Source organism: Corynebacterium glutamicum ATCC 13032 (genome assembly GCF_000011325.1).
Lineage (GTDB): Bacteria > Actinomycetota > Actinomycetes > Mycobacteriales > Mycobacteriaceae > Corynebacterium > Corynebacterium glutamicum.
The window spans coordinates 802489-826534 of record NC_003450.3; the positions used below are offsets into that span (position 1 = coordinate 802489).

At 55.8% G+C, this 24046-nt stretch carries 23 protein-coding genes; 14 read left to right on the plus strand and 9 right to left on the minus strand.

The features are described from left to right. Position 1: 1 nt before the first annotated feature. Complete coding sequence (locus tag CGL_RS03810) at positions 2-643, plus strand: SOS response-associated peptidase (RefSeq protein ID WP_011265617.1); 642 nt, start codon at positions 2-4, stop codon at positions 641-643. Here CGL_RS03810 and CGL_RS03815 read toward each other — a convergent pair. Next, complete coding sequence (locus tag CGL_RS03815; protein ID WP_006283678.1) at positions 640-1752, minus strand: HNH endonuclease signature motif containing protein; 1113 nt, start codon at positions 1750-1752, stop codon at positions 640-642. The genes CGL_RS03810 and CGL_RS03815 overlap by 4 nt on opposite strands. A gap of 167 nt (positions 1753-1919) precedes the next feature. On the opposite strand from CGL_RS03815, the gene CGL_RS03820 reads away from it, so the two are divergent. Both CGL_RS03820 and rsrA read left to right on the plus strand, forming a co-directional pair. Further along, complete coding sequence (locus CGL_RS03820; protein ID WP_003858163.1) at positions 1920-2540, plus strand: sigma-70 family RNA polymerase sigma factor; 621 nt, start codon at positions 1920-1922, stop codon at positions 2538-2540. A 2-nt stretch (positions 2541-2542) separates the two neighbouring features. Then, positions 2543-2812, plus strand: a complete 270-nt coding sequence (rsrA, locus tag CGL_RS03825; protein WP_003858161.1) for a mycothiol system anti-sigma-R factor — start codon at positions 2543-2545, stop codon at positions 2810-2812. Between the two features lie 45 nt (positions 2813-2857). Here the strand turns inward: rsrA and CGL_RS15865 are convergent, their stop codons facing one another. Together CGL_RS15865 and whcE are read right to left on the minus strand one after the other, a co-directional pair. Beyond that, positions 2858-2932: a 50S ribosomal protein bL37 gene (locus CGL_RS15865; RefSeq protein WP_020948532.1), complete on the minus strand. Its 75-nt coding sequence runs from the start codon at positions 2930-2932 to the stop codon at positions 2858-2860. Between the two features lie 111 nt (positions 2933-3043). Continuing rightward, positions 3044-3304 (minus strand): WhiB family transcriptional regulator WhcE, encoded by a 261-nt coding sequence (gene whcE, locus CGL_RS03830; protein WP_003858159.1) that lies wholly within the window; start codon positions 3302-3304, stop codon positions 3044-3046. Positions 3305-3829: 525 nt separating this feature from the next. Between whcE and CGL_RS03835 the strand changes: the two genes are divergently transcribed. Continuing rightward, on the plus strand, positions 3830-4252 hold the full coding sequence (locus CGL_RS03835; RefSeq protein WP_003858157.1) for a hypothetical protein: 423 nt from the start codon (positions 3830-3832) through the stop codon (positions 4250-4252). On the opposite strand, the gene CGL_RS03840 is transcribed toward CGL_RS03835, so the two are convergent. Beyond that, complete coding sequence (locus CGL_RS03840; RefSeq protein ID WP_011013875.1) at positions 4249-5451, minus strand: Rv3212 family protein; 1203 nt, start codon at positions 5449-5451, stop codon at positions 4249-4251. The genes CGL_RS03835 and CGL_RS03840 overlap by 4 nt on opposite strands. Positions 5452-5454: 3 nt before the next feature. Further along, positions 5455-6729 (minus strand): DEAD/DEAH box helicase, encoded by a 1275-nt coding sequence (locus CGL_RS03845; RefSeq protein ID WP_011013876.1) that lies wholly within the window; start codon positions 6727-6729, stop codon positions 5455-5457. 68 nt (positions 6730-6797) lie between these two features. Here CGL_RS03845 and CGL_RS03850 point away from each other — a divergent pair, with 68 nt between their 5' ends. The 8 genes from CGL_RS03850 to CGL_RS03885 are packed head-to-tail and all read left to right on the plus strand — an operon-like array spanning position 6798 to position 18802. After that, the gene (locus CGL_RS03850; protein ID WP_011013877.1) at positions 6798-7025 is read left to right on the plus strand and encodes a DUF3107 domain-containing protein; all 228 of its coding nucleotides are present in this window, start codon (positions 6798-6800) and stop codon (positions 7023-7025) included. Positions 7026-7039: 14 nt separating this feature from the next. Next, positions 7040-7909 carry a DUF3152 domain-containing protein gene (locus tag CGL_RS03855; RefSeq protein WP_011013878.1) on the plus strand — a complete coding sequence of 290 codons (870 nt, stop codon included), beginning with the start codon at positions 7040-7042 and terminating at the stop codon, positions 7907-7909. 7 nt (positions 7910-7916) lie between these two features. Next, a complete protein-coding gene (locus CGL_RS03860) occupies positions 7917-8678 on the plus strand; it encodes a TIGR02569 family protein (RefSeq protein ID WP_003858145.1) in 762 nt (253 codons plus the stop codon). Positions 8679-8681: 3 nt separating this feature from the next. Next, positions 8682-11732 carry an ATP-dependent helicase gene (locus CGL_RS03865; RefSeq protein ID WP_011013879.1) on the plus strand — a complete coding sequence of 1017 codons (3051 nt, stop codon included), beginning with the start codon at positions 8682-8684 and terminating at the stop codon, positions 11730-11732. Next, positions 11725-14937, plus strand: coding sequence for an ATP-dependent helicase (locus CGL_RS03870; protein ID WP_011013880.1), 3213 nt, complete (start codon positions 11725-11727; stop codon positions 14935-14937). The genes CGL_RS03865 and CGL_RS03870 overlap by 8 nt, the downstream gene beginning before the upstream one ends. A 39-nt stretch (positions 14938-14976) precedes the next feature. Then, positions 14977-16038 carry a potassium channel family protein gene (locus tag CGL_RS03875; RefSeq protein ID WP_003863539.1) on the plus strand — a complete coding sequence of 354 codons (1062 nt, stop codon included), beginning with the start codon at positions 14977-14979 and terminating at the stop codon, positions 16036-16038. Continuing rightward, the gene (locus tag CGL_RS03880; RefSeq protein ID WP_011013881.1) at positions 16035-16751 is read left to right on the plus strand and encodes an NUDIX domain-containing protein; all 717 of its coding nucleotides are present in this window, start codon (positions 16035-16037) and stop codon (positions 16749-16751) included. The genes CGL_RS03875 and CGL_RS03880 overlap by 4 nt, the downstream gene beginning before the upstream one ends. Before the next feature lie 14 nt (positions 16752-16765). Then, on the plus strand, positions 16766-18802 hold the full coding sequence (locus tag CGL_RS03885) for an ATP-dependent DNA helicase UvrD2 (RefSeq protein ID WP_011013882.1): 2037 nt from the start codon (positions 16766-16768) through the stop codon (positions 18800-18802). On the opposite strand, the gene CGL_RS03890 is transcribed toward CGL_RS03885, so the two are convergent. After that, positions 18799-19599: a hypothetical protein gene (locus CGL_RS03890; protein ID WP_011013883.1), complete on the minus strand. Its 801-nt coding sequence runs from the start codon at positions 19597-19599 to the stop codon at positions 18799-18801. The two genes, CGL_RS03885 and CGL_RS03890, sit on opposite strands and share 4 nt — an antisense overlap. Before the next feature lie 96 nt (positions 19600-19695). Here CGL_RS03890 and CGL_RS03895 point away from each other — a divergent pair, with 96 nt between their 5' ends. Further along, complete coding sequence (locus tag CGL_RS03895; protein WP_011013884.1) at positions 19696-20184, plus strand: M48 family metallopeptidase; 489 nt, start codon at positions 19696-19698, stop codon at positions 20182-20184. 4 nt (positions 20185-20188) lie between these two features. Here CGL_RS03895 and CGL_RS03900 read toward each other — a convergent pair whose 3' ends face one another. Next, the gene (locus CGL_RS03900) at positions 20189-21616 is read right to left on the minus strand and encodes a zinc-dependent metalloprotease (RefSeq protein ID WP_003858132.1); all 1428 of its coding nucleotides are present in this window, start codon (positions 21614-21616) and stop codon (positions 20189-20191) included. Between the two features lie 85 nt (positions 21617-21701). On the opposite strand from CGL_RS03900, the gene CGL_RS03905 reads away from it, so the two are divergent. Next, entirely contained in the window at positions 21702-22754 is a 1053-nt protein-coding gene (locus tag CGL_RS03905; RefSeq protein WP_011013885.1) for a YlbL family protein, read from the plus strand. Here CGL_RS03905 and CGL_RS15615 read toward each other — a convergent pair. Together CGL_RS15615 and CGL_RS03915 are read right to left on the minus strand one after the other, a co-directional pair. After that, entirely contained in the window at positions 22751-23428 is a 678-nt protein-coding gene (locus CGL_RS15615) for a hypothetical protein (RefSeq protein WP_011265619.1), read from the minus strand. The genes CGL_RS03905 and CGL_RS15615 overlap by 4 nt on opposite strands. A gap of 76 nt (positions 23429-23504) precedes the next feature. Beyond that, positions 23505-24029 (minus strand): PPA1309 family protein, encoded by a 525-nt coding sequence (locus tag CGL_RS03915; RefSeq protein WP_003858126.1) that lies wholly within the window; start codon positions 24027-24029, stop codon positions 23505-23507. Positions 24030-24046 lie beyond the last annotated feature (17 nt).

A 24046-nucleotide genomic window follows, 5' to 3' on the forward strand; every position in this document is an offset into this window, starting at 1 on the left:
TATGTGTGGAAGATTTGTTTTGTTCACCACCGGTGATTCGCTTATTGATGCAACCGAGATAGCACTTGACCGATCAGTCGTGGCTCCGCAAGGAACTCCGGGACCGCGATACAACCTTGCTCCGACTCAGATAATTCCGATCGTTCGCCCCGGGGAAGAGATGCTTTTGGAACCGGCGCGTTGGGGATTGTTTCCGCATTGGAAGAAGGATGATTCAGGTCCTCCGCTTTTTAATGCACGTGGCGAGACGGTGGCGGAGAAGCCGTCGTTTCGTGATGCATTTAAACAGCAGCGTTGTTTAATTCCGATGGATGGTTATTACGAATGGCACGATAAGAAGCCTCATTTTGTTTCTTTAGGTGATGAGCTGATGTGGGCTGCGGGTTTGTGGTCGACTGGTTTAGATCAGATGTCGGCGACGATGGTGACGACCGAATCTGTGGAGCCGATTGCATGGTTGCATAATCGTTTGCCACGGTTTTTGGAGCATGACGAGTTGGAGCAATGGCTGTTTGGTACAGCTGAGGAAGCTAAAGAGATGTTGCATCCGGTTTCTCAAGAGTGGGTGAAGCGCTTGAGTGTCCGAGAGGTGTCGTCTGATGTGGGGAACGTGCGTAACGATCACGCTGGCTTGCTGGATTAGGCGGCGATTCGACGCTCCATGTATTTGCCGAACTTTGTCCCCCAGGTTTTATTCGATTTAGATAAAGGCCCGTCGGGGATGGAGAACACCGGTATTCCATCCACTAGGAATAGGACGGTGCCGTCCGGTAGTGGATAGCACTGGAGCCTCCCTTCAGTCTTCTGGATGTGGTGGAAGACACACAGGGGATGAATATTCCACGGTGTTGTCGGCCCTCCTTCACCCCAGGGGATGATGTGGTCCAGTTGGCAGTTTTCGACCGCTACACTGCAGCCAGGGACGCTACAGGTGGTGCGTAGACCTTTGATGTAGACGCGCATTTCTCGGGTTGGAGCGTAGGCGGTGGTGTAAGAGAAGTGGGCGGCGTCCATATCCCGACTGGACGTGGTTCGGGTTTTCCAGAACTCAGACTGTTCCTTTGACAGCCAGGTTCCTCCTTCTAAGTATTCAGGGCTGTCTTTGGTGCCGTAGGTGTTGAGTACGACTTTTGTCGGCAGGCCACGAATGATGTGGAGTAGGGAAGTGCCTGGTGTGCAGTCCTTATCTTTGGACATTTGTTCCAGGGCAGCTTTGATTTCTGTTACTTCGCTGGCGGTGGCATCGACGGTGATACTGATCCCGCCTTTGTTGTTTCTGCGGTAGCGGATGGAGCCATCATTGGTGGCTGAGGAGGCCTTGTCGTCGGGGCAGTGTTGTGCGATAAATTTCCGCATCATTGCGGAAATTGAGCTTGCCTGGGGCAAGCACTGAGCCTCCGCTCGAGGCGTCAGGTAATCGACGAGGTAGGCGTCGAAAAGCTCTCTCTTCTCGCTTGGCACTTTTTCGCCAGCTTTAGTGATCGCGTTGATGCGCGCCATGTCGAGATGACCAAGCTTTTCGACGAGTTTGTGGAAGTTGGGTAAGTACGGCAGGAAGCAGATGCTAAATAAACAAGCGGCGATCAGTTTGCGGGATAAGCCTGTGCGCACGCATATTTTGTTGATGGCTGTGGCTAAATCATCGTCATCTTTGGGGCGTAATCGATGCCAAAATGCGAGGTCACGGCGATTAGTCTCAACAATTTCGGTGCTTAAAGGATCCTGCGGATTATTGACGGTGAAGTAGAACATTGTTTCCCCCTAGATTTGAAGTGGTACATATGTTCTAACTGATGTGGTGGACACGCGGGGGTAGAGTAAAGTCTAAGCAACAGCTCACGTGGCTTTACAGCTACCCCCGAAAGGTCTGTTTTTTATCGGAAGTAGAATAGTCAACACGCATTTTCGAAAGGGGCCACATGGCTGAAAACCGAACCGGCACAGTCGATGGAGACGCGTTGGCTGCCCGCTTTGAAGAGGAGGCACTGCCACTCCTTGACCAGCTCTATGGCGGTGCTCTGCGCATGACTAGAAATCCCGCAGATGCGGAAGATCTCGTGCAAGACACCTATATCAAGGCGTACCAGGCGTTCGCGAGCTTCAAACCAGGCACCAACCTGAAGGCTTGGCTCTATCGGATCATGACGAATACCTACATCAACATGTACCGAAAGAAACAGAGGCAGCCATCGCAAACCTCTGCCGATGAGATCACTGACTACCAGCTCGTTGAATCTCAATCGCATACCTCAACAGGGCTGGAATCCGCCGAGGTTGAGGCTCTGAAAAATCTGCCAGACGGAAAAATTGGCGATGCAATGAATCAACTCAGCCCGGAATACCGGATGGTGGTTTATTATGCCGATGTAGAAGATCTCGCATACAAAGAAATCGCCGAGATCATGGACGTTCCACTCGGAACTGTGATGTCCCGACTCCATCGTGGAAGAAAACAGCTCCGAGGAATGTTAAAGGAAGTAGCGAAGGAACAAGGCATTGGTCTTGAACATCCCGACATGAAGAAAAATTCGGAGGCATAACGATGACGAATCTCAACCGCAGCGACTCGCAAGGTGATTGTGGCTGCCCTGAATTCTTCGATGAAATGTATCAGCTACTCGACGATCAACTCAGCGAGTCCGCCTGCGAGCGTCTGCGGATTCACGCGGCAGGCTGCCCGGCATGCCAGCAACTGCTAGAGGCCGAATCGGAGTTTCGTAGTCTGTTGCGCAAGTGCTGCTGCGAATCGGCACCTGTGGAGCTCCGTCAGCGAATTTCTTACCGAATTCGTGTCGAGCATCATCTGGAATAGAAAAAACCGCCTGGAAGAAAATGTCTTCCAGGCGGTTACTCTTTCTTAAGAGTTAGGGCGACGTCCGTGGTTCGCGCCCTTCTTGCGACGATCCTTACGCTTACGTCCTCGCTTGCTCATGAGTCCTCCTTTTAGTTCAAATGTTGATCAACTGTAGATACTTTAGCGGGTGCTCATCAGCGGAACAAAGATGAGGTTACGCAGCGGGAAAAATGTAGTTGTGAAAGTTGTTTAAACTGCGATGCGTGCGCGACCGCGGCCACGGTTCTTGCGGCGCTTGAGAGCGCGACGCTCGTCTTCGCTCATGCCACCCCAAACGCCAGCATCCTGACCGGTTTCCAGCGCCCATGCAAGGCACTGGGAGGTAACTGGGCAGCGGTTGCAGACCATCTTTGCGGATGCGATCTGTGCGAGTGCTGGGCCGGAGTTGCCGACTGGGAAGAACAGTTCGGGATCCTCTTCACGGCAGATTGCTTCGTGGCGCCAATCCATTTCGATAACTCCTTTTCGTAAAAGCCTGTTGTTGTCACTGGTCCGGGCGCGCAGGAAGGAGACCATCTAGTGGCCTGAAGAGTGGATTTCACAACCCGCGATCGATAAATACGGACGCTCTTTGCGTCCTGCCGTTTACCTGGGGTTCATCTTGCGCTGCACCGGTGTTAAGAATCAGTTTTTTCTGAGTTCTTTTTGGTACTTGAAAATAGTCTCATGTACACCCGCTGTTGGCTAGACCTAGACCCCATTTTGTGAGGTAATTCACATATTCAGGCCGAGTTTTAATCGAATTCAAGGCATATATTGTGGGGTGGAACACATTGCCCTGCTGTTTGAGGCGTGTTAAAAGGCGGACTACCTGTAGTTTCTTGAAAACTAGAGAAAGAACACTCTCGCCCGATGTGTCAAATCCCCTTAAAGCTTTCACCGGAAAGTATTGTCACCTGGTGCAATATAAAAGTTAACCAACCAGTCATCCAATATGTCGCCTAAGTAGTCTTCCCAAAGTTAACAGCTAGAATCATGGCCGTGACTTCTCCGAACATGCCTGCATCAATTCGCTGGGGCGGCATCGTCGCCCTCATTCAATCCACCATCGGATTCGGTTACGCCTTTTTCCTTATTTACAGGGAAGCTACGGGCGAGACGGATCCAAGCATCGTCTACGAAACCGATAACGCCAACACGTGGGTTGGCTACGGTACCGCTGCATTCTTCATCATTGTGTTCGGAACGGTTGTTGCAGGCGCAATCAACATGATGAAGGGGCATCGCTGGGGACGCGGAGCTGTCGTCATGCTGAATATTATTTTGTTGCCGGCTGCGTATTACATGTTTATCGAAGGCCGATTCTCCTGGGCGATCGTCACAGGAATCTCAGCTCTCTTCGTTTTGGGCGCACTGTTTAATAAGCGCGCCGTCCTTTGGGCTAACAACGAGATCTAGCCTAGAGCAACGATCTCAGAGCCACGCTTTTCGACGATCACCTGCCCTACAACGCCGAGCGCAACTTCACCGTCGTAGCCCGCACGGTCCACCGGAATGGTGCGCTGCACCTCTCCGGTGTCCCAATTAGCTACCGTGATGCCCTCAGCGGTGGGGTAGAGGAGACTTCCGTTCAACGCAATGCCGGTTCCTAAAGCATCATTGAAGCTTTGTCGTACATTGAGCTGAGTGGGAGAGAACAGTACGAGGCTGTCTCCGTTGAACCAACTCATATGGTGTGGAAGATCAGCGGTCGCGCTTTGAAACGGCGGATCCGGGAACTCAACCTCATCGACTGCTTGTTCTCCAACTAGTTCACCATCATCGTTGTAGGAGACGATTCGAGGCGAAGGATCGTTTGTATACACCGCAGCCACTGATTGACCGATGGCAACGATCCTGCCATCGGTTATTTCTATGTCTTGGGTGATTTCAGGAGTTCGGGAATCGTCTGGTGTTGTGCCCATGAACCTCAAGTAAGAAGATCCGTCAGGGCAATCCTCGGTGATAGCCAATAGATCTTTGCGTGTCATGGCGGACGTAATCGAGCATTCCGGATGTGGTTGTTGCCCAGATTCTTGAGGAGCTTCCACATCGCCGTATTCGATGGTTCGCACCAGATCGGATCGCCAAAGCTCCAAGCGTTCTGTCCCGAGAACACCGATCCGATCGTTCGAGGAGATCGGTGCTACGTGGTCGCTGGAGATTGCGCTGCGTGTTGCTTGGTATTGGCCGTCGTTGGCGTTGATGGCGGTGACGTCGCCACATCCGATTCCGGTTTTGTAGGTGGCGACGGCGGCGTCGAATCCTACGGAGAGGCTGCAGAGTTCTTTGTCGCGTTCGTAGCTCCACAGGAGGGCGCCGTCGGGGGTGTAGGTCTTGATGGTGTTGCCGTCGGCGGTGGAGATGACTCCGCCGGTGATGAGGGGTTTGTGGTTTGTTGAGGTGTCGGTGGCTCGCCAATGTTCGCTGAGTGTTTCGGGGATGGCGTCCAGTGTGGTTGAGGCGATGAATGGTTCGTCGGCGGGGGTGAGTTCAGATCCTCGTATTGGTGCGGTTGCCCAGACCGTGCCGACGCCAATGACTGCTAGTGCTGTGATGACACCGGTTGCGATGAGGTCTTTTTTGGTGCGTTTGAGTGGTTGAAGCTTTGCTGCCATAAGTTATTTCCGGGTGCGGCGTGGTGGTCGTGGGGCTGTTCCGCCTAGAACTTTGGTTGGTGGTCCGACTCGTTCGGTGACACCTTCTGGGATGTCGAGTGTTTCAAGCAGCTCTGGTGAGGTGGAGAACCATTGTGGTGGGTTTGGTTGGCCGAGTTCGAGTTCGTTGTCGATGACAGTCCATTTGAGGGTTTCGTCGTAGCCGACAAGAGTGACGGCTGTTCCGTTGTGCCCTGCGCGTCCCGTGCGTCCGATACGATGGACGTAGGTCATAGGATCGTCGGGGGTTTGGTAGTTGATGACGTGGGTGACGTCATCAACATCGATGCCTCGGGCGGCTACGTCTGTGGCTACAAGGATGTCAATTTTTCCTGTGCGGAATGCGTTGAGTGATTTCTCGCGGGCTGGTTGGCCCATGTCGCCGTGCACTGATCCGACGGAGAATCCTCTGGAGGCTAGGTCTTCGGCAACTTGCGCTGCGGTGCGTTTCGTGCGGGCGAAGATGATCGTTTTGCCGCGATCTTTCGACTGCAGAATTTTCGCGGTGATGGCTTCCTTGTCCATTTTGTGTGCCTGAAAAACCACTTGTCTGGTGGTTTTGTGTGTTGCTGAGGCGTCCGATGTCTCGGCTCGGATGTGCACTGGTTTGTTCAGGAAGCTGCGTGCGAGTGTGAGGATCGCGCCGGGCATCGTGGCAGAGAACAGCATGGTTTGATGCTGGTGGGTGAGGGCACGGAGGATTTTTTCGATGTCGGGCAGAAAGCCCAGATCGAGCATTTCGTCGGCTTCATCGAGGACTAAGATCGCTACTTTGTCGAGCGATAGCGCGCCTCGTTTGTGCAGGTCGAGTAATCGTCCGGGTGTGCCTACGACAACGTCGACGCCGACTTTGAGTGCGTCGATCTGTTCTTCGTAGGGGGTGCCGCCGTAGAAGGTGAAGATCTTTAGCGGCAGGTTGGTTGCTGCGCGTTGGAGGTCGTCGCCGACTTGGACTGCGAGTTCTCGGGTGGGCACGATGACGAGGGCTCGGGGGGTACCGTCGGTTTCTGCGACGTCGGCTGAGTCGAAGACTCTATCGAGGAGTGGGACACCGAATCCGTAGGTTTTGCCCATGCCGGTGCGGGCTTGGCCGATGAAGTCGTGGCCGTCGAGCGCGATGGGAAGTGTGTACTCCTGGATCGCGAAAGTTCGGTTGATGCCGAGGGCTTCGAGTGCGTCGGTGATTTCCACCGCAACGCCGAGCTCTGTGAACGTAGGTCTGGGGCTTTCAGAAGACACAACTTAGATACTATCGTTGCACGGTTACAATAGGGTCATTCCAATACAACGATTCTTTTAGGAGAGCTATGGATATCAAGATCGGATTTGCCGATACTGCCCGTGAACTGGTCATTTCTTCTGCTTTGCAGCAGGATGAGGCCGCTGCGAAGGTGTCGGAGGCTTTGGCTAATGATTCTGGCGTTTTAGATTTGAGCGATGAAAAGGGTCGCCGTTACATTATTCGTAATAGCCGAATCGCTTATGTTGAGGTCGGCACGAGTGCTCCTCGTACTGTCGGCTTCGCTGGCGCATAGGGGCTTTTAGACACGTGTCGTCTAAGGAACCTTTTTTGGTCCGCTTTGCGCGGGATTATGGTTGGCGTGCGTACGCCATCCCGGTGTTGACGGTCATTACTGTTTGGGTGCTGTTCGACGTGTTTTCTGCCGATCAGCCCGCTAATGGTGCGAGTGGGGAAGCGTCGACAAGCTTATCGACGCCCACCTCCACCCTCCGCGCCGGCCCCGACCCCGCGCAGGCCGAACCGCAAAGCGTTCCGCTGACGGAACTGCCGCCTGGCGGCAGCTACACCGAAACCGGTGCTGGCACTTTCCGCCAGGTCGGCGCTGCTCTTCCTCGCGTGGGCGAGGGGCAGGAACAAACTTTTACGTACGTCATTGAGATTGAGGATGGCGTCAACACGGCCGCTTATGGTGGCGACGATGCGTTCGTCGCAGCCGTCGATGCGACCTTGTCCGACCCCAAAGGCTGGACCGCCGACCCCGCGTTTGCCTTCGAGCATATTTCTGGCGACGAGGACCCGGATCTGCGCATTCAACTGACCTCGCTGAGCACTACGCATGAGTTGTGTGGGAATGACATCGAGATGGAAACGAGCTGTTTCTACTCCGATGGCGGACGCGTCATGATCAACGAATCACGATGGATCCGTGGAGCCGCACCTTTTAAGGGCGATCTGGGCTCTTACCGCCAGTACTTAATCAATCACGAAGTCGGGCACGGCCTCGGCTACGCCGCCCATGATGCCTGCACCGCCCCTGGCGAGCTCGCTCCGATTATGATGCAGCAAACTTTGAGCTTGAATAATTCTGAACTTTTCCGCATCGACCCAGATGAGGTTTACCCCGACGACGACGCCACCTGCGAATTCAACCCATGGCCGTATCCTCGCGGATTTTAGGAGATAAATGTCTAATCAATTACCCGATCACGTCCGCGACGCCTTCCAAGTAGGTGCGGGACCTGCCGAACAACTCGGTCAAGCTTGGGACTTCGGATTCCGCGTCGGCAACACTGTGTTCGCCAAAGTGACGGCGCCGGAAGTGTCGGGCTGGTCGTCGAAAACCCGCGAAACCCTGAAACCAGAAGGCGTGCGCGTCGTACGACCGATCCGCTCCACCGACGGCCGATTTGTGGTTGCGGGGTGGCGCGCATCGGTGTTCTCTACGGGAACGATCAGCAAGCGAGTCGATGAGACGGTCGTTGCGGGTCTTCGTTTGGCAGATGCATTAGTGGATACGCATGCACCGGAACCTGTGGACAATGTGTTTAACCGTGCTGATGTGCAGGCCTGGGAAGAGCAGCCCGGTCGAATCGGTGAATTGTTGGAGCCGATTAATCGCGTGAACCAGGTTGGTCATGCGGATATGTTGGCGACAACGCTGTATGCGGGAACTCAGCCACCTGCAGTGACGGATTTGGTGCCAGTGCTGCGTCCGCATGGTTTCACTGCGGCATTGGTGATCGTTGATGGGTTGCTGCTGGGTGCGGTTGATGAGGGAATTCTGCGGAGGTTTTCGCATTTGCCGGAAATTGAGCAGCTGGTTTTGAGGGCATTTTTGTTCCGTCGAAACTTGCAGGAGTTCTCTGAGAACAACGATCCGAATGTTATTTCGAACCTAAACAGGGTGGAATCGACACTCGTGTCGTATGTTTCTGACAAGATTTGAGGTATGTCGGAATACAAACCACCCATTCCATCGGATCCACAAGTTCGGCTGATTAAGCCAACATCCAAGCTTCGTCCTCGTTCGTGGGAGGGCGAAGTTTCGCATTTAGTTAAACAAGGCACCGGTTTGTGGCGGGTGACTGGTGAGGCGGGCTCGGGGGTGAGCTCCGCTGTTGTCGATACTGTCCTTGAACGCATTCGCCAAGGGTGGGAGCCGTCATCGATGTTGGTTGTCGCCACGTCGAAAGAGGCGGCGAGTCGCTTGAGGCAAGAGATCTCGGAATCCGTAGCCCAGATGGATTATGTGTCGGAGGGGCCGTTGGTGCGATCGGTGCACTCGGTGGCTTTCGCGCTGATTCGTGATGCGTCGGATGATGATGTGCGGTTGATTACGGGCGCTGAGCAAGATGCGGTGATTCGGGAGTTGCTGCGTGGTCATGCTGATGATGGTCGTGGGGGGTGGCCGCAGGAGCAGCGTGAGGGTTTGCGGATGGTGGGGTTCGCTAGGCAGTTGCGTGACTTTTTGCTTCGTGCGGTGGAGCGTGGTGTGGGCCCTGATGAGTTGGTGGAATTGGGGGAGCGATTTGAGCGCGCCAATTGGGTTGCTGCGGGTGAGTTCCTTCGTGAGTACAAGCAGGTGATGAAGCTGTCGGGGGCGCATAGTTTTTCTGCGTCTGAGTTGGTGACTGAAGCGCTGCGTGGTCCTGAGCCGTCGGTGAAGTATCGCGGTGTGTTTATTGATGATGCGCAGCATTTGGATCCGAAGTCGGCGGAACTTGTGTCGCGGTTTTTCCCTGAGGCGGAGTTGGCTGTGGTGGCGGGTGATCCGCAGCAGTCGGTGTTTAGGTTCCGTGGTGCGAATCCGGATTTTCTCACCAAGTTGAGTGTGGATCACGAGGTGGTGTTGAAGGGGAGGAGGAAAGCGTCGACAAGCATTGTCGTGGCAGAGACCGAGTCGGCGCATGCGGACCTGCTTGCTGACACGGTGCGGCGCGCGCATCTCATTGATGGGCGCAGCTGGTCGGAGATCGCTGTTATCGTGCGCTCGGCCGGCATGATTGCGCCGATTTGGCGCACCCTGCTGGCCGCCGGCGTGCCCGTGCACATCAGCCCGACTGATGTGGTGCTCGCCGAACAACGTATCGTTGCCGCAATGATTCTCGGGCTGCGCGCGCTGACGGAATCGCTCAACGCCATCGAGTTGGAGGATCTTCTCCTAGGACCGATCGGTGGCGCCGATCCGGTGACTCTGCGTCGTTTGCTGCGCGGGTTGCGGCAGGCGGAGATGAAGATGGGTGGGCAGAGGCGAGCGATCGAGGTGCTCAGAAGCCTGCTCGCAGAGTCGGATGCGGAGATGTTGGGCTTTTTGACCGATCGTGAGCTGAATTTGCTCGAGCGGGTGCGATCTGTGTTGGAAGCGGGTCGTGAAGCGCTCGCGGAACACGGCAGTATCGAAGAGGTGTTGTGGGCGCTGTGGTCGGCGACCGATCTGTCGAACTCGTTGTCCGCGATCAGCCTTCGAGGCGGCGCATCGGGGTCCCAGGCCGATCGCGATTTGGATGCGATGATGGCGCTTTTCGACGCCGCCGGCGACTACGTGGAGCGCTACCCGTCAGCGGGCGTGCGGAGTTTCATTCTGCATATTTCTGAGCAGGAACTTCCGACCGGCATGCGTGAGCGACGCGGCGCGATCCCGGAGGCCGTCGAGGTGCTGACGGCGCACGCGACGACGGGTCGTGAGTGGAAGCGCGTGATCGTTGCTGAGGTGCAGGAGGGCAGTTGGCCGTCGCTCGGTGAAACTGGCACGCTGCTTGGTCAGGAAGAGTTCGTCGATTTGGTGGATGAGGGTATTGATCCCGATATCATCATTTCCCGATCCGCCGAACGACTGGCGGAGGAACGCCGACTGTTCTACCTCGCCACCACCAGATCCACCGAATCGCTCCTGGTTACCGCTGTGAATTCCCCCGACTCCGACGAAGTCCGCGAACCCTCCCGGTTTTTGGAATTGCTGAGTCAACCGATCGTTGTTCTCGAGGGGGAGGAAGCTTCGGCGATCGCGGAACCGGAGGAGATTGGGCATCGGTTGTTGTCGATTCCTGCGATGGTTGCTGAGTTGCGTCGTGTGGTGAATGATCCGCGGGATCCGCGTCGGAAGCAGGCTGCGAGGCAGTTGTCGAGGCTTGCGGAGGCGGGGATTCCGGGTGCGAATCCTGCCGAGTGGACGAATCTGCGCACTCCGTCGACTGATGAGGAGTTGATCAAGGGGGCGGTGTCGTTGTCGCCGTCGCGGATTGAGCAGTTGTTGAATTGTCCGCTGCGCGCTGTGTTGGATCGTTTGGACAGTGAGGAGGAAACGCCGATCGCGATGCTCAAGGGCACCTTGGTGCACGCGTTTGCGGAGGCGGTCGCCGGTGGCGTCGATGCGGCGCTCGCCGAAGAGAAGGTGACCAGCGCCTACATGCAGCTGGCGAACGTGCCGAGCTGGTCGCGCGAAAGCACCGAAATTGCTTTTCGACGCATCCTCTCACGTACCGATACCTGGCTGAAGACTTCTCGCGCCGATTTTACGGAAGTGGGAACGGAGATGGACGTATCGGTGACCATCGATGACTCCGTATCGATCCGTGGTCGCATGGACCGTTTGGAGCGAAACAAATCCGGCGAGTTGGTGGTTGTTGATTTCAAAACGGGCAAAACTCAAATCGCTGCAAAAGACATGGGCGATCACCCACAGTTGTTTGCGTATCAATTGGCGTTGTCGAAAGGCGTGCTGCATGGTGACAAAATCAGTGACCCCAATCCCGGCGAAACCCCCGATCCTGTAGGCGGCGGATTGCTTGTCTACCCAGCAACCGACACCAAGGCAGTCGGCCAGCGAATGCAGGATCCGAAAACTCAAGAAGATCTCGACGATTTCGCAGCGATGCTCCCCGGCTTGGCAGAACACCTCCGCGGCCCCAATCTGCTCGCCCGAGTAAATCCCACATGCTCGACGTGTCCCGTTCGAAGCCTGTGCCCAGTTCAACCCGAAGGACGTGTCATCCATGCGTAGGATTTCTCCTCGACTGCTCTCCCAATATTTGGGACAAGAGCATGCGCCAACTGATCAGCAATCTGCGATCATTGGATCCGAACCCGGCCCACTGTTGGTAGTGGCTGGTGCCGGCGCAGGAAAAACGGAGACGATGGCTGCACGAGTGGTGTGGTTGGTAGCGAACGGATTCGTCGCCCCAGATCAAGTGCTGGGTCTGACATTTACCAGGAAGGCGGCGCAACAGCTGTCGCAGCGCATCCGAAAGCGTTTGGAGACTCTTGCTGGTGTGCCTCGCCTGAAAGACATTGATCCCACCGGCCAGTTGGAGAAAAACCTTCAGGCGATCACCCCAACGGTATCCACCTATGACTCCTATGCGGGCACGTTGATTAGAGAATACGGATTGCTGCTTCCAGTAGAACCTTCCGCAAGGTTGATCACACAAACGGAGCTTTATCACATCGCTCGCAACGTGGTGAACAACTACGACGGTGAGCTCACCGCCACCCAAACGCCGGCCACTGTCACGGAATACCTCCTCAAGCTGGTATCCGAAATGGACAACCACATGGTTACCGCAGAGGATATCCGTGAGGAGTCCGATCCGTTCATTAAGCTTTTCGACGAACTCCCCAAGGGCAAGGGTCAGCGCGACAACCTCAACGCCGAAATGACGAAGTGGCGGGATACACAGGTCGCTCGCCTCCAGTACTTGCCCCTCGTGAAGGCTTTGAAAGAGGAACTGCACAATCAGGCTGTGGTGACGTTTGGTGAGCAGATGTCTAAGGCAGCTCATCTCGCATCGACGCATCCTCAGGTGGGCTATTCGCAGAGGCGACGGTTCCGCGTTGTCATGCTTGATGAGTATCAGGACACCAGCCACTCGCAGCGTGTGTTGTTGAGCAGTCTTTTCGGTGGCACCGATCCTGGTCTCACTGTTAATGCTGTGGGCGATCCAATGCAGGCGATTTATGGTTGGCGAGGTGCGACAGCGGCGAACTTGGAGAATTTCGTTGACGATTTCCCCGTCATCCATCTCGATGGAAAAACGAGAGCACCGAAAAACGAGTTGACCACAAGTTGGCGAAACCCACCAGAAGTCCTCACCCTTGCCAACGCAGTTTCGCGGGAGGTGCTTGGGTCGCCCGATGCGCCGACTCGGACGGTGCAGCCGCTGCAGCCTCGGGAAGGCGCACCGACCGGTGAAGTGTCGCTCGGATGGTTTGGTACGGCGGCGCAGGAACGTGAGTTTGTGGCTGATGAGATGGTGAAGCATTGGAATGCGCGGGAGGAGAAGGGCACATTTACTGCTGCGGTGTTGGTGCGTAAGAAGCGTCATTCGGCACCGATGGCGGAGGAGCTGACCAAGCGTGGCATCCCCGTGGAGATCGTCGGACTGTCTGGTTTGTTGGATATCCCTGAGATTGCCGATCTAATTTCTCTAGCAACTATGCTCGTGCGTCCTCACGATAATCGGGCTGCGTTGCGTATTTTGGCGGGCCCGCATGTGGGTTTGGGTGTGGCGGATTTGCAGCGGTTGCAGGGTCGTGCGCGCAATATTGCGGGTCGTGTGTCTCGTGAGCGTCGAGAGAAGAACCCAGATCCATTAGCGGAGCTTGATGCGATTATTGAGGAAGCGACTGCGATTGAACCGGAAGCTGTGGTTGGTCTAGCTGATGCGGTTGCCGATTTGGGTGAGGGCGATCGTTTCAGCGAGGAGGGGTTGAGTCGTTTGAAGCGACTGGCCACTCAGTTGCGATATTTGCGTAAGTACAGCTTGGGTCGTTCGGTGGCGGACATTTTTGCTGATATTGAAACTGTGTTCAATATTCGCACGGAGGTGTTGTCGAGGCAGGATCCTCACGCCGATGGTGCTGCTGGAACGGTGCATTTGGATAAGTTCGCAGAAGAGGTCGCAAGTCACGGTGGCATTGGGCTGCCTGAGCTGTTGGACTATTTTGAGCTCGCGAAGGATCAGGAAGAGGGCCTTGAGCCGGGTGAGGTGACGGTTCGCAGCGATCGTGTGCAGATCCTTACTGTCCACAAGGCTAAGGGTTTGGAGTGGGATATCGTTTCGGTGTTGCATGCCGATGCGTCGACCTATGATGCGAAGGCTTCGACGTGGTTGAAAAATGTCACGATGATCCCGTCGTCGCTTCGTGGCGATGCCGGGACCGGCGCCCCAGAGATGGATACCTCTGAGGCGGACGATCGCAAAGCTCTGGAAGATTCCGGCAAGGAGTACACCAGTGAAGTGCGTGAGGGGTTACGGGAGGAAAATTCGCGACTGTTTTATGTCGGTATCACGCGCAGCGAACGGGTGTTGCTCGTGACGGGTTCGGCGCTTGATGAAAGTGGCACAAAGGCGAAAGTTCCCTACGGCCACTTGGAGATCCTTCGGGATAAAGCGCCGGAGTGCGTGGTGTCGTGGTGGGAAGGGGAAGAGGGGGACGTCGAAAAGCAAAAACCTGCGGAAGGCGTCTTCCCGCAACTGCTCGCCGCTGACTCCTCCGGCGCGGATTTGGTGCGCGGCCCGCGCGCCGAGCCAAACAACGAGGGCGGGCTGGAAAGCTTGTGGGAAAAAGAGGTAAGCGCGCTTATCGACGAACACCGCCGCCTTTCCAACCCCATCGTCGAAGTCGAAACGCCCCGCGAACTCACGGCCACCGACCTCGTCTCTATGAAAAACAATCCCGAACAGTTCGCCCGACGAATGCGTCGCCCTGTCCCGTTCAAACCAAACACCTACGCAAAACGCGGCACACTGTTCCACCAATGGCTCGAAGATCGGTTTGGCAGCACCGCGCTTCTCGACGAAACCGAGCTCCCCGGCATCGACGAGGACTACTCGGATGACGCATTCATCGAACTCCGCGACGCGTTCCTAGGATCTACTTGGGAAAACCGCACACCGGAATTCGTCGAACATCCCTTCGAAGTAACGATCGGCGAACACGTCATCCGCGGCCGCATGGACGCCGTCTTCCACACCGATGGCACCTGGATGGTGGTCGACTGGAAAACCGGACGCACCCCAACCGGCCCCGAAATGGACGCAGCGATCATCCAGCTCGCTGTCTATAGACTCGCCTGGGCACGACTCAAAGGCCTCGAACCTGAAGAAGTCCGCGCAGCATTCCATTACGTCGCCCACGATCACACCTTTGAGCCGAACGATCTGCCGACTCAAGAAGAACTAGCCCGGCTGCTCAGTCAGGAATGATGCGCCTAAGATCAAACAAGAATGAAAGGACGGTGAACAATGGGCCGAATGAAAAACGATGGTGAACTCGCGGATCTGCCGGATCATGCACTTTTGAGCATTATTCGAATCCCGCAGGCGGCGAAAAGAAGCCCCTGGGCGCTGATCTTAACGCGCATCGGATACGCGATGGTGCTGCTGGTTATCGTCACCATGGTTGTCTATTTTGACCGCAACGGATACTCCGAAGACCTCACGTTCATCGACGCGTTGTACTATTCCACAGTCTCGTTGACCACCGTGGGCTACGGCGATATCACCCCGGTGACGCAATCGGCACGCCTGATCAACATCATCGTCCTCACCCCAGCACGCATCGGCTTCCTGATCCTCCTGGTCGGCACCACCTTGTCAGTGCTCACCGAAGAATCGCGCCGGGCCCTGCAAATCCAACGTTGGAGAAAACGCATGCGCAACCACACCGTCGTTGTCGGATACGGAACCAAAGGTCGCTCCGCGGTCGCTGCACTGCTTGCCGACGGCGTCCCCGCCAACCAGATCGTTGTTATCGACACCGATCAAGTCTCCCTCGACGCCGCCAACAACAGCGGACTCGTCACCGTCAAAGGCTCCGCCACCAAAGCAGATGTGTTGCGTCTAGCTGGCGTGTCACGAGCGCGCGCCGTCGTCGTGGCACCGAACCTGGACGATACTGCAGTTCTGGTGACTCTATCGGTGCGAGAAATCGCGCCGCAGGCAATGATTGTGGCCAGTGTCCGAGAATCTGAAAACCAACACCTCCTCGAACAATCCGGTGCGGACTCGGTTGTGATCTCCTCAGAAACCGCTGGCCGAATGCTCGGTCTGGCAACAGTTACCCCATCGGTTGTGGAGATGATGGAAGACCTCCTCTCACCCGACGAAGGATTCTCCGTTGCCGAACGACTAGTCGGTGAGGATGAAATCGGCTCCAACCCACGACACCTCGCTGACATCGTCCTCGGTGTTGTTCGATCCGGTGAGCTCTACCGCATCGACTCCCCAGAAGCAGAAACTGTAGAGCCCGGCGATCGTCTCCTTTACGTTCGCCGAGTATTTAGCGAGGAGGTAAATGACAAATGAGAATTCTTCCCATCGGCCCCCACGATGAAATCGCCGTCAACGGATCAATAGTCCTTCTATCCGAGCACGACGGAGACATCGTATCGGTCGGCCCCGACCTCGGCACGGTGCGAGTTACCCTTGAAGAGATCGAAAGTTTAGGTACACCGACGGCACCCCGCGATCTGGGTTCTCGGGAAGTCGACGCATGCGTATCGTTGCTCCGCAACCGCGAGTTAGTGCGATTCGATCCCCACGATGGCAGTGAATTAACCTATCGGGAACATAGCGTTGCTTACGGTGCGAGTGGCAAGCCATTGTTTCCCCGATTGGATCCAGCGGTGATCGGCATTGTGGAGCTGCGAGGTGAGGATCGTTTGCTTCTGGGCATGAATGCGCAGAAACGCCAACGCTATTCATTAATCGCAGGTTATGTTTCGCATGGTGAGTCGCTGGAAGACGCATTCACCAGAGAAGTGTTCGAGGAAGCGGCGCGCCGGGTATCTGAGATTTCCTATGTGTCGTCTCAACCATGGCCGATCTCTGGTTCGCTGATGCTGGGTATGAAGGGCTTCACGGAAGATGAGTTGCCTCAAGGCGAAACTGATGGTGAATTAGCGGAGACAATCTGGGCTTCGCCACTAGACATTATCGATCGTAAGATTCCGATCGCCCCACCCGGATCGATTGCCTACGACATGATCAACGCCTGGGCGCGAGATAAACAAAACTAAGGGAGCTTTTTACAGTGATCAATTTGCAGGACCTCGACGAGGATCAACGCATCGCTGCTTCTGCGCCTCGCGGACCAGTGTGCATTCTCGCCGGAGCCGGCACGGGTAAAACTCGAACGATTACTTATCGCATCGCGCATCTGATTGATCAGGGTTTTGTGAGCCCGAATCGTGTTCTTGCTGTGACGTTTACATCCCGCGCGGCAGGGGAGATGCGTCATCGCTTGAATCTCATGGGGATCGGTGGCGTGCAGGCAAGGACATTCCACGCAGCAGCGAGGAAGCAGTTGTTGTATTTCTGGCCTCAGGTGGCGGGTAATCTGCCGTGGCGCCTGTTGGATAATAAGTTTCAACTTGTGGGTCGTGCGGTTCGTGGTGCGCGGTTGGAATCGCAGACTGAAAAAGTTCGCGATATTTTGGGTGAAATTGAGTGGGCGAAGGCGTCGTTGATTACACCTGAGCAGTATCCGGATCGTTTGGGTACGAGGACCCCTCCGGCGCCCGCGGAGAAAATCGCTGAGGTGTATCAGCGATACGAAAACATGAAGGCAACCCCTGAGGGGATGTTGCTTGATTTCGACGATCTGTTGCTTCACACCGCCGGCGCGTTGGAGAATTCCCCGGCGGTGGCGGAGGAGTTCCGCCAGCAGTATCGCAGCTTTGTGGTCGATGAGTATCAGGATGTGACGCCTCTGCAGCAGCGGGTGCTCGATGCGTGGCTCGGCGATCGCGATGACCTGACGGTTGTCGGCGATGCGAACCAGACGATTTATTCGTTCACGGGGGCAACACCTGAATTTTTGCTTAATTTCTCGAGGAAATATCCGGAGGCAACCGTCGTCAAGCTGCAGCGCGACTACCGCTCAACGCCGCAGGTCACCGCGCTGGCCAATACCGTCATCGGCCAGGCGCGGGGGCGCGTTGCTGGCACGCGCCTGGAGCTTCAGGGAATGCGGATCGCCGGGCCGGAGCCCGAATTTTCGGCTTTCGACGACGAACCCACCGAAGCCCGCGAAGTTGCGGGCCGCATTTTGACGCTGCTTAAAAACGGCGTTCAGGCCTCAGAAATCGCCGTTTTGTACCGCATCAACGCGCAGTCGGCGGTTTTCGAGCAAGCGCTTGCCGACGCCGGCATCGTATATCAGGTGCGCGGCGGCGAAGGCTTTTTCACCCGCCCAGAAATTCGCCAAGCCCTGAGTCAACTGATCCGCACTTCCCAACGCGACGTCGATGAAAGCGATCTGGTGCGTCTGACGCAACGCACACTCGTGCCACTTGGGTTGAGTTCGGAAGAGCCCAGCGGTGCCCAAGAGCGGGAACGCTGGCAATCGCTCAACGCTTTAGTCGATCTGGTGAAAGACCTTGTTAAAGCCACACCAGATTTGGATCTCACAGGCTTGCTGCTGAAACTTCGGGAACGCCAAGAGGCGAAGCATCCGCCGACCGTCGAAGGTGTCACCTTGGCATCGCTACACGCGGCGAAAGGCCTCGAATGGGATGCGGTGTTTCTTGTCGGACTTGTCGATTCCACGTTACCGATCAGCCACGCCATTAAATCTGGCGATGAAGCAATCGAAGAGGAACGTCGCCTGTTCTATGTCGGTGTGACCCGTGCCCGCGAACACCTCCACTGCAGTTGGGCACTCGCGAGGCAAGAAGGCGGACGGAAATCGAGAAAGCGGAGTCGATTCCTCGATGGCATAGTCGTGGAGATGGCCTCCGAATCGGGCACACCTCGCAGCAATCGTCCGAAAAACTGCCGAGTGTGCGGATCGGTTCTTTCAAGCCCTGCCGAAAAAGCTGTCGGTCGGTGTGCGAGTTGCCCGATCCAAGCGGATGAACGAGTCTTCGAACAGCTGCGAACGTGGCGCAATGACACCGCGAAGCGCGAAAACAAAGCGGCGTACATGGTGTTCAGCAATGCAACGTTGATGGCGATCGCTGAAATGAACCCCACCAACGAAAACGAATTGCTCAGCGTGCCGGGTGTGGGGCCGATGAAGATCGAGAACTATGGCGATGACGTGCTCGCGATTTTGGGAGCACTTTAGGAACCTAAACTCCAACACATCGGACATTTTGGATGCACAGGGAGGGTGCGTACCGAGTTTGTTCGATCGTGGGGGTTTACTTCCTCCACAACGCCGGGCAACCATGTATCGGCAGTGACCCAGGCGACGAGTCGGGCAGCCGTCGCCATCTCCGTGACGGGATCAGGAAAGGTGGGACCGTTGGGTTGCTGATTGATAATAGAGAGCCAATGCGGATCGATATCGCAGCGATGCAGATCCACACACATCAAACACGGCCCCGATCGTGATCTCCGGCCCGGGCCGATGATGCCACGATTATCGACGATCGCGGCGCACAGATACGTCGGCGCATATTTGTGAAGCAGCGGGGATAGACGTTGGGAATGTGCGAGCTTGTTGAGAACCAAAATGTGGCTGGAGGGAAGCTCGAAAAACTCTCGAGGCGACTCATCGATGATCTGGGGTCTGGGAACAAAGCCGGAGGTTTCCAAAAGGAAGGAGGTGACGTCGACAAGCGAACCGTCCCCGAACAGCAACACCTGCGCCGCCGCCGATTCGCGGACCACACCGAATTCTAAAAGGTCCTCGAGCAAACTGCTCGCAGCGGTGGGTGCGAGGCCTGCAGTCGTGAGGTCGGCGATGACATCAACGATCGGTCGGGCGGTCCGCAGATTCCGCAGCACCGGGACGACTCGCGACGACAGCGATGGATCGATATTTAAGACGCCAGCGCGGGTGGCGTCGATGCCGAATTGAATCGCAGAATCCGGGCGGATCAGAACTTGGGCAGAGTTGGCTAAAGCGATGTGTGTCATCTGAAAAATTTCCCCCAAAACTTAATCGACACAGTTACTTCATCTGGCCTTATTTCATCACAGTTACAATCATCTGTCATGCAGGAAAAGCCAGAGATGCCAGCGATTGAGGTCATCCGTTCAGCGAAACGCACCAAAACTGTTCAAGCTCGAATTGTGGACGGGCAAATCCAGGTGCGCATCCCTGCGAGGATGTCTAAAGCGGAGGAAGAAAAAGCGGTGGGGGAGATCGTCGCAAAGCTAAAGCGACGCACCCAATCGGCCGTCTCAAGCGACGCTGACCTGATTGAGCGCGCCCATAAGTTGAACAAGACTGTGTTGGAGGGGCGGGCGCGGGTGGAAAGTATTCGGTGGGTGAGTAATCAGAAGGGGCGGTGGGGGTCGTGCACGGTGGCGACTGCGGAGATTCGGATTTCGGATCGTTTAAAGCACGTGCCGGATTATGTGTTGGATGCGGTGTTGGTGCATGAGCTGACGCATACGTTTATTGCGGGGCATTCGGCGGAGTTTTGGGAGTGGGCAGACAAAACGCCCCTGGCAGAGAGGGCCAAGGGCTATTTGGAGGCGTATCAGCGGTGGGGCTGAAGGTTTAGTTCTTGTCGGAGGTTCCTTCAGAACCGTCGTCCTCGGAATCATCTTCGGAATCGTTTTTCTTCTCTGCCTCTTCCGCAAGCAGTTTTTCCAGGGCGGTGATTTCTGCGATGGGGTCGAAGTCTTCGCCGTCGGATTCGCCGAGGAGTGCGTCGATGAATTCGGCTGGTTTGTCGATATCTTCGGCGGTTGGGAGGAAGTCGGGGTGGTTCCAGACTGCGTCGCGGCGTTCTACCCCTACTGCGTTTTCGACTCGGCGCCACAGTTCGGCTGCTTCGGAGACCTTCGGTGCGCCGAGCTCAATGCCGACTACCTGGGAGAATGCTTGTTCTGCGGATCCGCCGGTTGCGCGGCGGCGCTTCCAGGCTTCGTTCATGGCGTCGGTGGATGGGATGCGTTCGCTCAGGGCTTGGGTAACTACGATGTCGACCCAGCCTTCGACGAGTGCGAGGAGAGTTTCCAGGCGGGATACTGCGTTGGCGTTGCGGGATCCGATGCGTGGGGACAGGTCCATACCTTGGAGTTCGTTCATCATTTCCTGGAGGCGTTCAGGATCTGGGTTGTCCATTTGGAAGTTGCCCATGGCCTCTTGGATGTGTGAGGTGTCGATTTCTAGGCCGACGGCGTATTCCTCAACGGAGGAAACGAGGCGCTCGACAAGCCACGGCACGTGCTTGAAGAGGCGTTGGCGGGCGGCTTCGCGGGCACAGATGTAAACGAGCATTTCTTGCGGTGCCACGTTGAGGCCTTTGGATGCTTCGGCGATGTTGCCGGGCAGGACGGCAGATACGCCGACTGGGGAGATAGGCAAACCGAAGTCAGAGCCGGTGAGGGTCTGCTTTGCGAGGTCGCCCAGCGCATTTCCTAATTGAACTCCGAAGTTCATCGAAGACATGGAGTTCATCAAAGAAGACATCGGGCCCATCATCTCGCGGGCTTCTTCAGGGAGGTTTTCTAATTGGGCTTTGTTCATTTGCTCCGCAACAGGGGAGACAAGACGCTTCCACACAGGCAGGGTGTTTTCTAACCAGTTTTCTGGATTCCACGCTTCGACGCGGTGCCCGGAAGTGGGGAGCTGGGTGGCGTTATCGAGCCAGAGTTCAGCAAGGCGAAGGGACTCTTCGACTGCTTCCTTCTCAGAATCCTTCACCGGCGCTACGCGACCAATCTGCTGGCGGGCGATGCGTGCTGCTAAATCATAATTAACCGGGCCTGCTGCTTCGGGGGAGTTCATCGAATCTCCCATTCCGGACAGCATCTGGCCGAACTGGTTTAAAATATCGCCTAATCCGCCGGGGCCACCAGCGCCACCTTGTCCTCCGAATCCGAAGTTGCCACCGAAAAGGCCGAATGGGTCGTTGTTGCGGTTTTTGTCATCGTCGTCATCGTTGTTGCCAAAAGAGAAACCAAAGCCATTAGAGTTCATATTTACCAATCTACAAGGCAACTATTTCCTATTGCTACGATCCGAACAACGCTGTAAGCGAACACAGGTTGTAGGGTGGATATTCGTGAATCGCCGAATCAAGACTCTGACGTGGGGTGCTATCCCTTTGGTGCTGCTGGCATCGTTGGTAAGCATTGACCATATTCCGGGAACAAACATCAACTTGAGCGTGCCTTATGCCGCTGAAGGCCCAGGTCCTACGATCAATACGCTTGGTCAGGTCGACGGCGAGGATGTTGTGTCCATCAGTAGTGCTGATCTGGATGAGACCGAAGGTAACCTGAACATGACCACTGTGTCGGTTCGTTCCGGCATGACATTGTCGCAGGTAATTTCCCGATGGCTGTTTACCGATGACACAATCGTTCCCATCGAGCAGGTTTTCCCTCCCGGCCAATCCACCGAGGAAGTCGAAGAATCCAACCGCACCGCGTTCATCTCTTCGGAGTCTTCCGCAACGATCGCCGCGATGAATTACCTCAACATTCCCGTCGAAGTTGAAGTTGCAGAAGTCCTCACCGACAGCGCCGCAACCGGAATTTTCGAACCCGGCGACAAACTTCTCAGCATCGACGGCACCGCAATCTCCACTCCCGGCGATGCACAAACCATCGTGCGATCGAAAGCTCCCGGCGATGAGATCACGATTTCCTACGAGAGAAACGATGCGGAATCTCAAGCAACCATCACTTTGAGGGAACACCCGGATGATTCTTCGGTGGCGTTGTTGGGTATTTCAATGTTGTCGGTGCCTTCGAGCGCGATTGAGGTTGATTACAACTTGGAAGATATCGGTGGTCCGAGCGCTGGCATGATGTTTTCGTTGGCGGTCGTCGATAAGCTTTCGCCTGGCGCGCTGAATGGTGGCAAGTTTGTCGCTGGCACTGGCACCATCGCGGAGGACGGGTCGGTGGGCCCGATTGGCGGTATTGCGCACAAGGTGCGCGCTGCGGAGGACGCGGGCGCGGAAGTGTTTTTGAGCCCTGCGGACAATTGCGCGGAGGCGATGAGTGCGAAGCCTCAGGATATGACGATCTTGAAGGTGGATTCGTTGTCTCAGGCAATCGATCAGATGGCTGCCTACAACGAGGGCTCTGATTTCCAGACGTGTGGCTAGTTTTTAGACGCTGAGGTTTCTTCCGAGGACTCTTCAGTGTCCTTCGGTGTCGACAGCCCAAGTTCGTAGATGCGTTCCTCCGGATCGATTTTGTCGGAGGACACCATTTGCTGCAGCACTAGGCCTTGGTCATTATCAACGACCGTGATAATCGACATCGTGCCAATCGTGGTCCAGCCCACAACCTTGGATCCGGAATCCTCAACCACGCGTGAGCTGCGCAGTTCCGTGAGCAGCTGCGTCGTGCTCGTGGCCTTCGACGCATTGTCAAAGAATTGGAATTGGCCAACTTCCGGCCCGTTGCACGCGAAGGAATCCTCGACCCCTGACGGGTCGCAGGTTTCGAATTGCTCAAAAAGCTCGACGGGCGCGAGCGAGGAGAAAGCTTTATAGGCGACTTCAACGTCCTTGGTCATACGAGGTTTGCTTGTCGACGTCTCCCCACTCTCTTTCGTCGACGTTTCGGCAGTGCTTGACTCTGTCGTTTCAATTACTGAAGACGAAGCAGTGGTAGCAGGAGTTGTCGTTGCTTCCGTTGTTGTCGCAGGAGTTGTTTCTGCCGTGGATTCAGTGGAAGTTTCGGTGGATCCGCCGCCCGTACATGCAGCTAAAAGAGGAATGAGCGCCACTAATCCCAGTGCAACGCGGACATGCTTGTGCGGGGTGGACGCCACAGTGTGAACTCCTCAAATAAATTGTGGGCGGGGTTAACTTAATTTATCCTAGCGAACCTGGACGAAAAGTCAGTTTTTAGATTTCGTCTGGGTCCGCTTCGAGGGTGTAGCGCAGTGCTGCGATTACACCCGGTGCAACCCCTGGGCCGCCGCGCAGTTCGATTTCATCTTCAGCAAACGGTCCGCGTTCTGCCAATTCCTCTTCGGTGGGGCGAAGCTGCAGAAGGGTGAGTTCTGCTTCGCCGCGCAAAACGCCGGAAAAAAGACGAGCGGGTCGTGGTTCTGAGCCTGCAACGGCAGCATCGGTGAACATAATTTCCTGAGCCAACACCGCGCCGGCAATCTCTGCTGGCCACGCCAAACGGGACACATAGTCACCTAACGCTTCGGAACCTGGCAGCAAGTTGTCAGGGAGGTTGTCCTGTACAACAAGGGTTAGTGGGGAGTCGTCAGCTGCCTCATCAAGAGTATCCACCAGCATTTCAGTGGGGACCAATGCGAACAGGGTAGGGCCGGCGTCCCAACCTTCGGCGTGGATAAACTCGACGGCTTCGAGCATCGCTTTATTCAGTGCTTGGGGACTAAAAATGGAATCGTTCATAATTTTTTCCTTTTGTG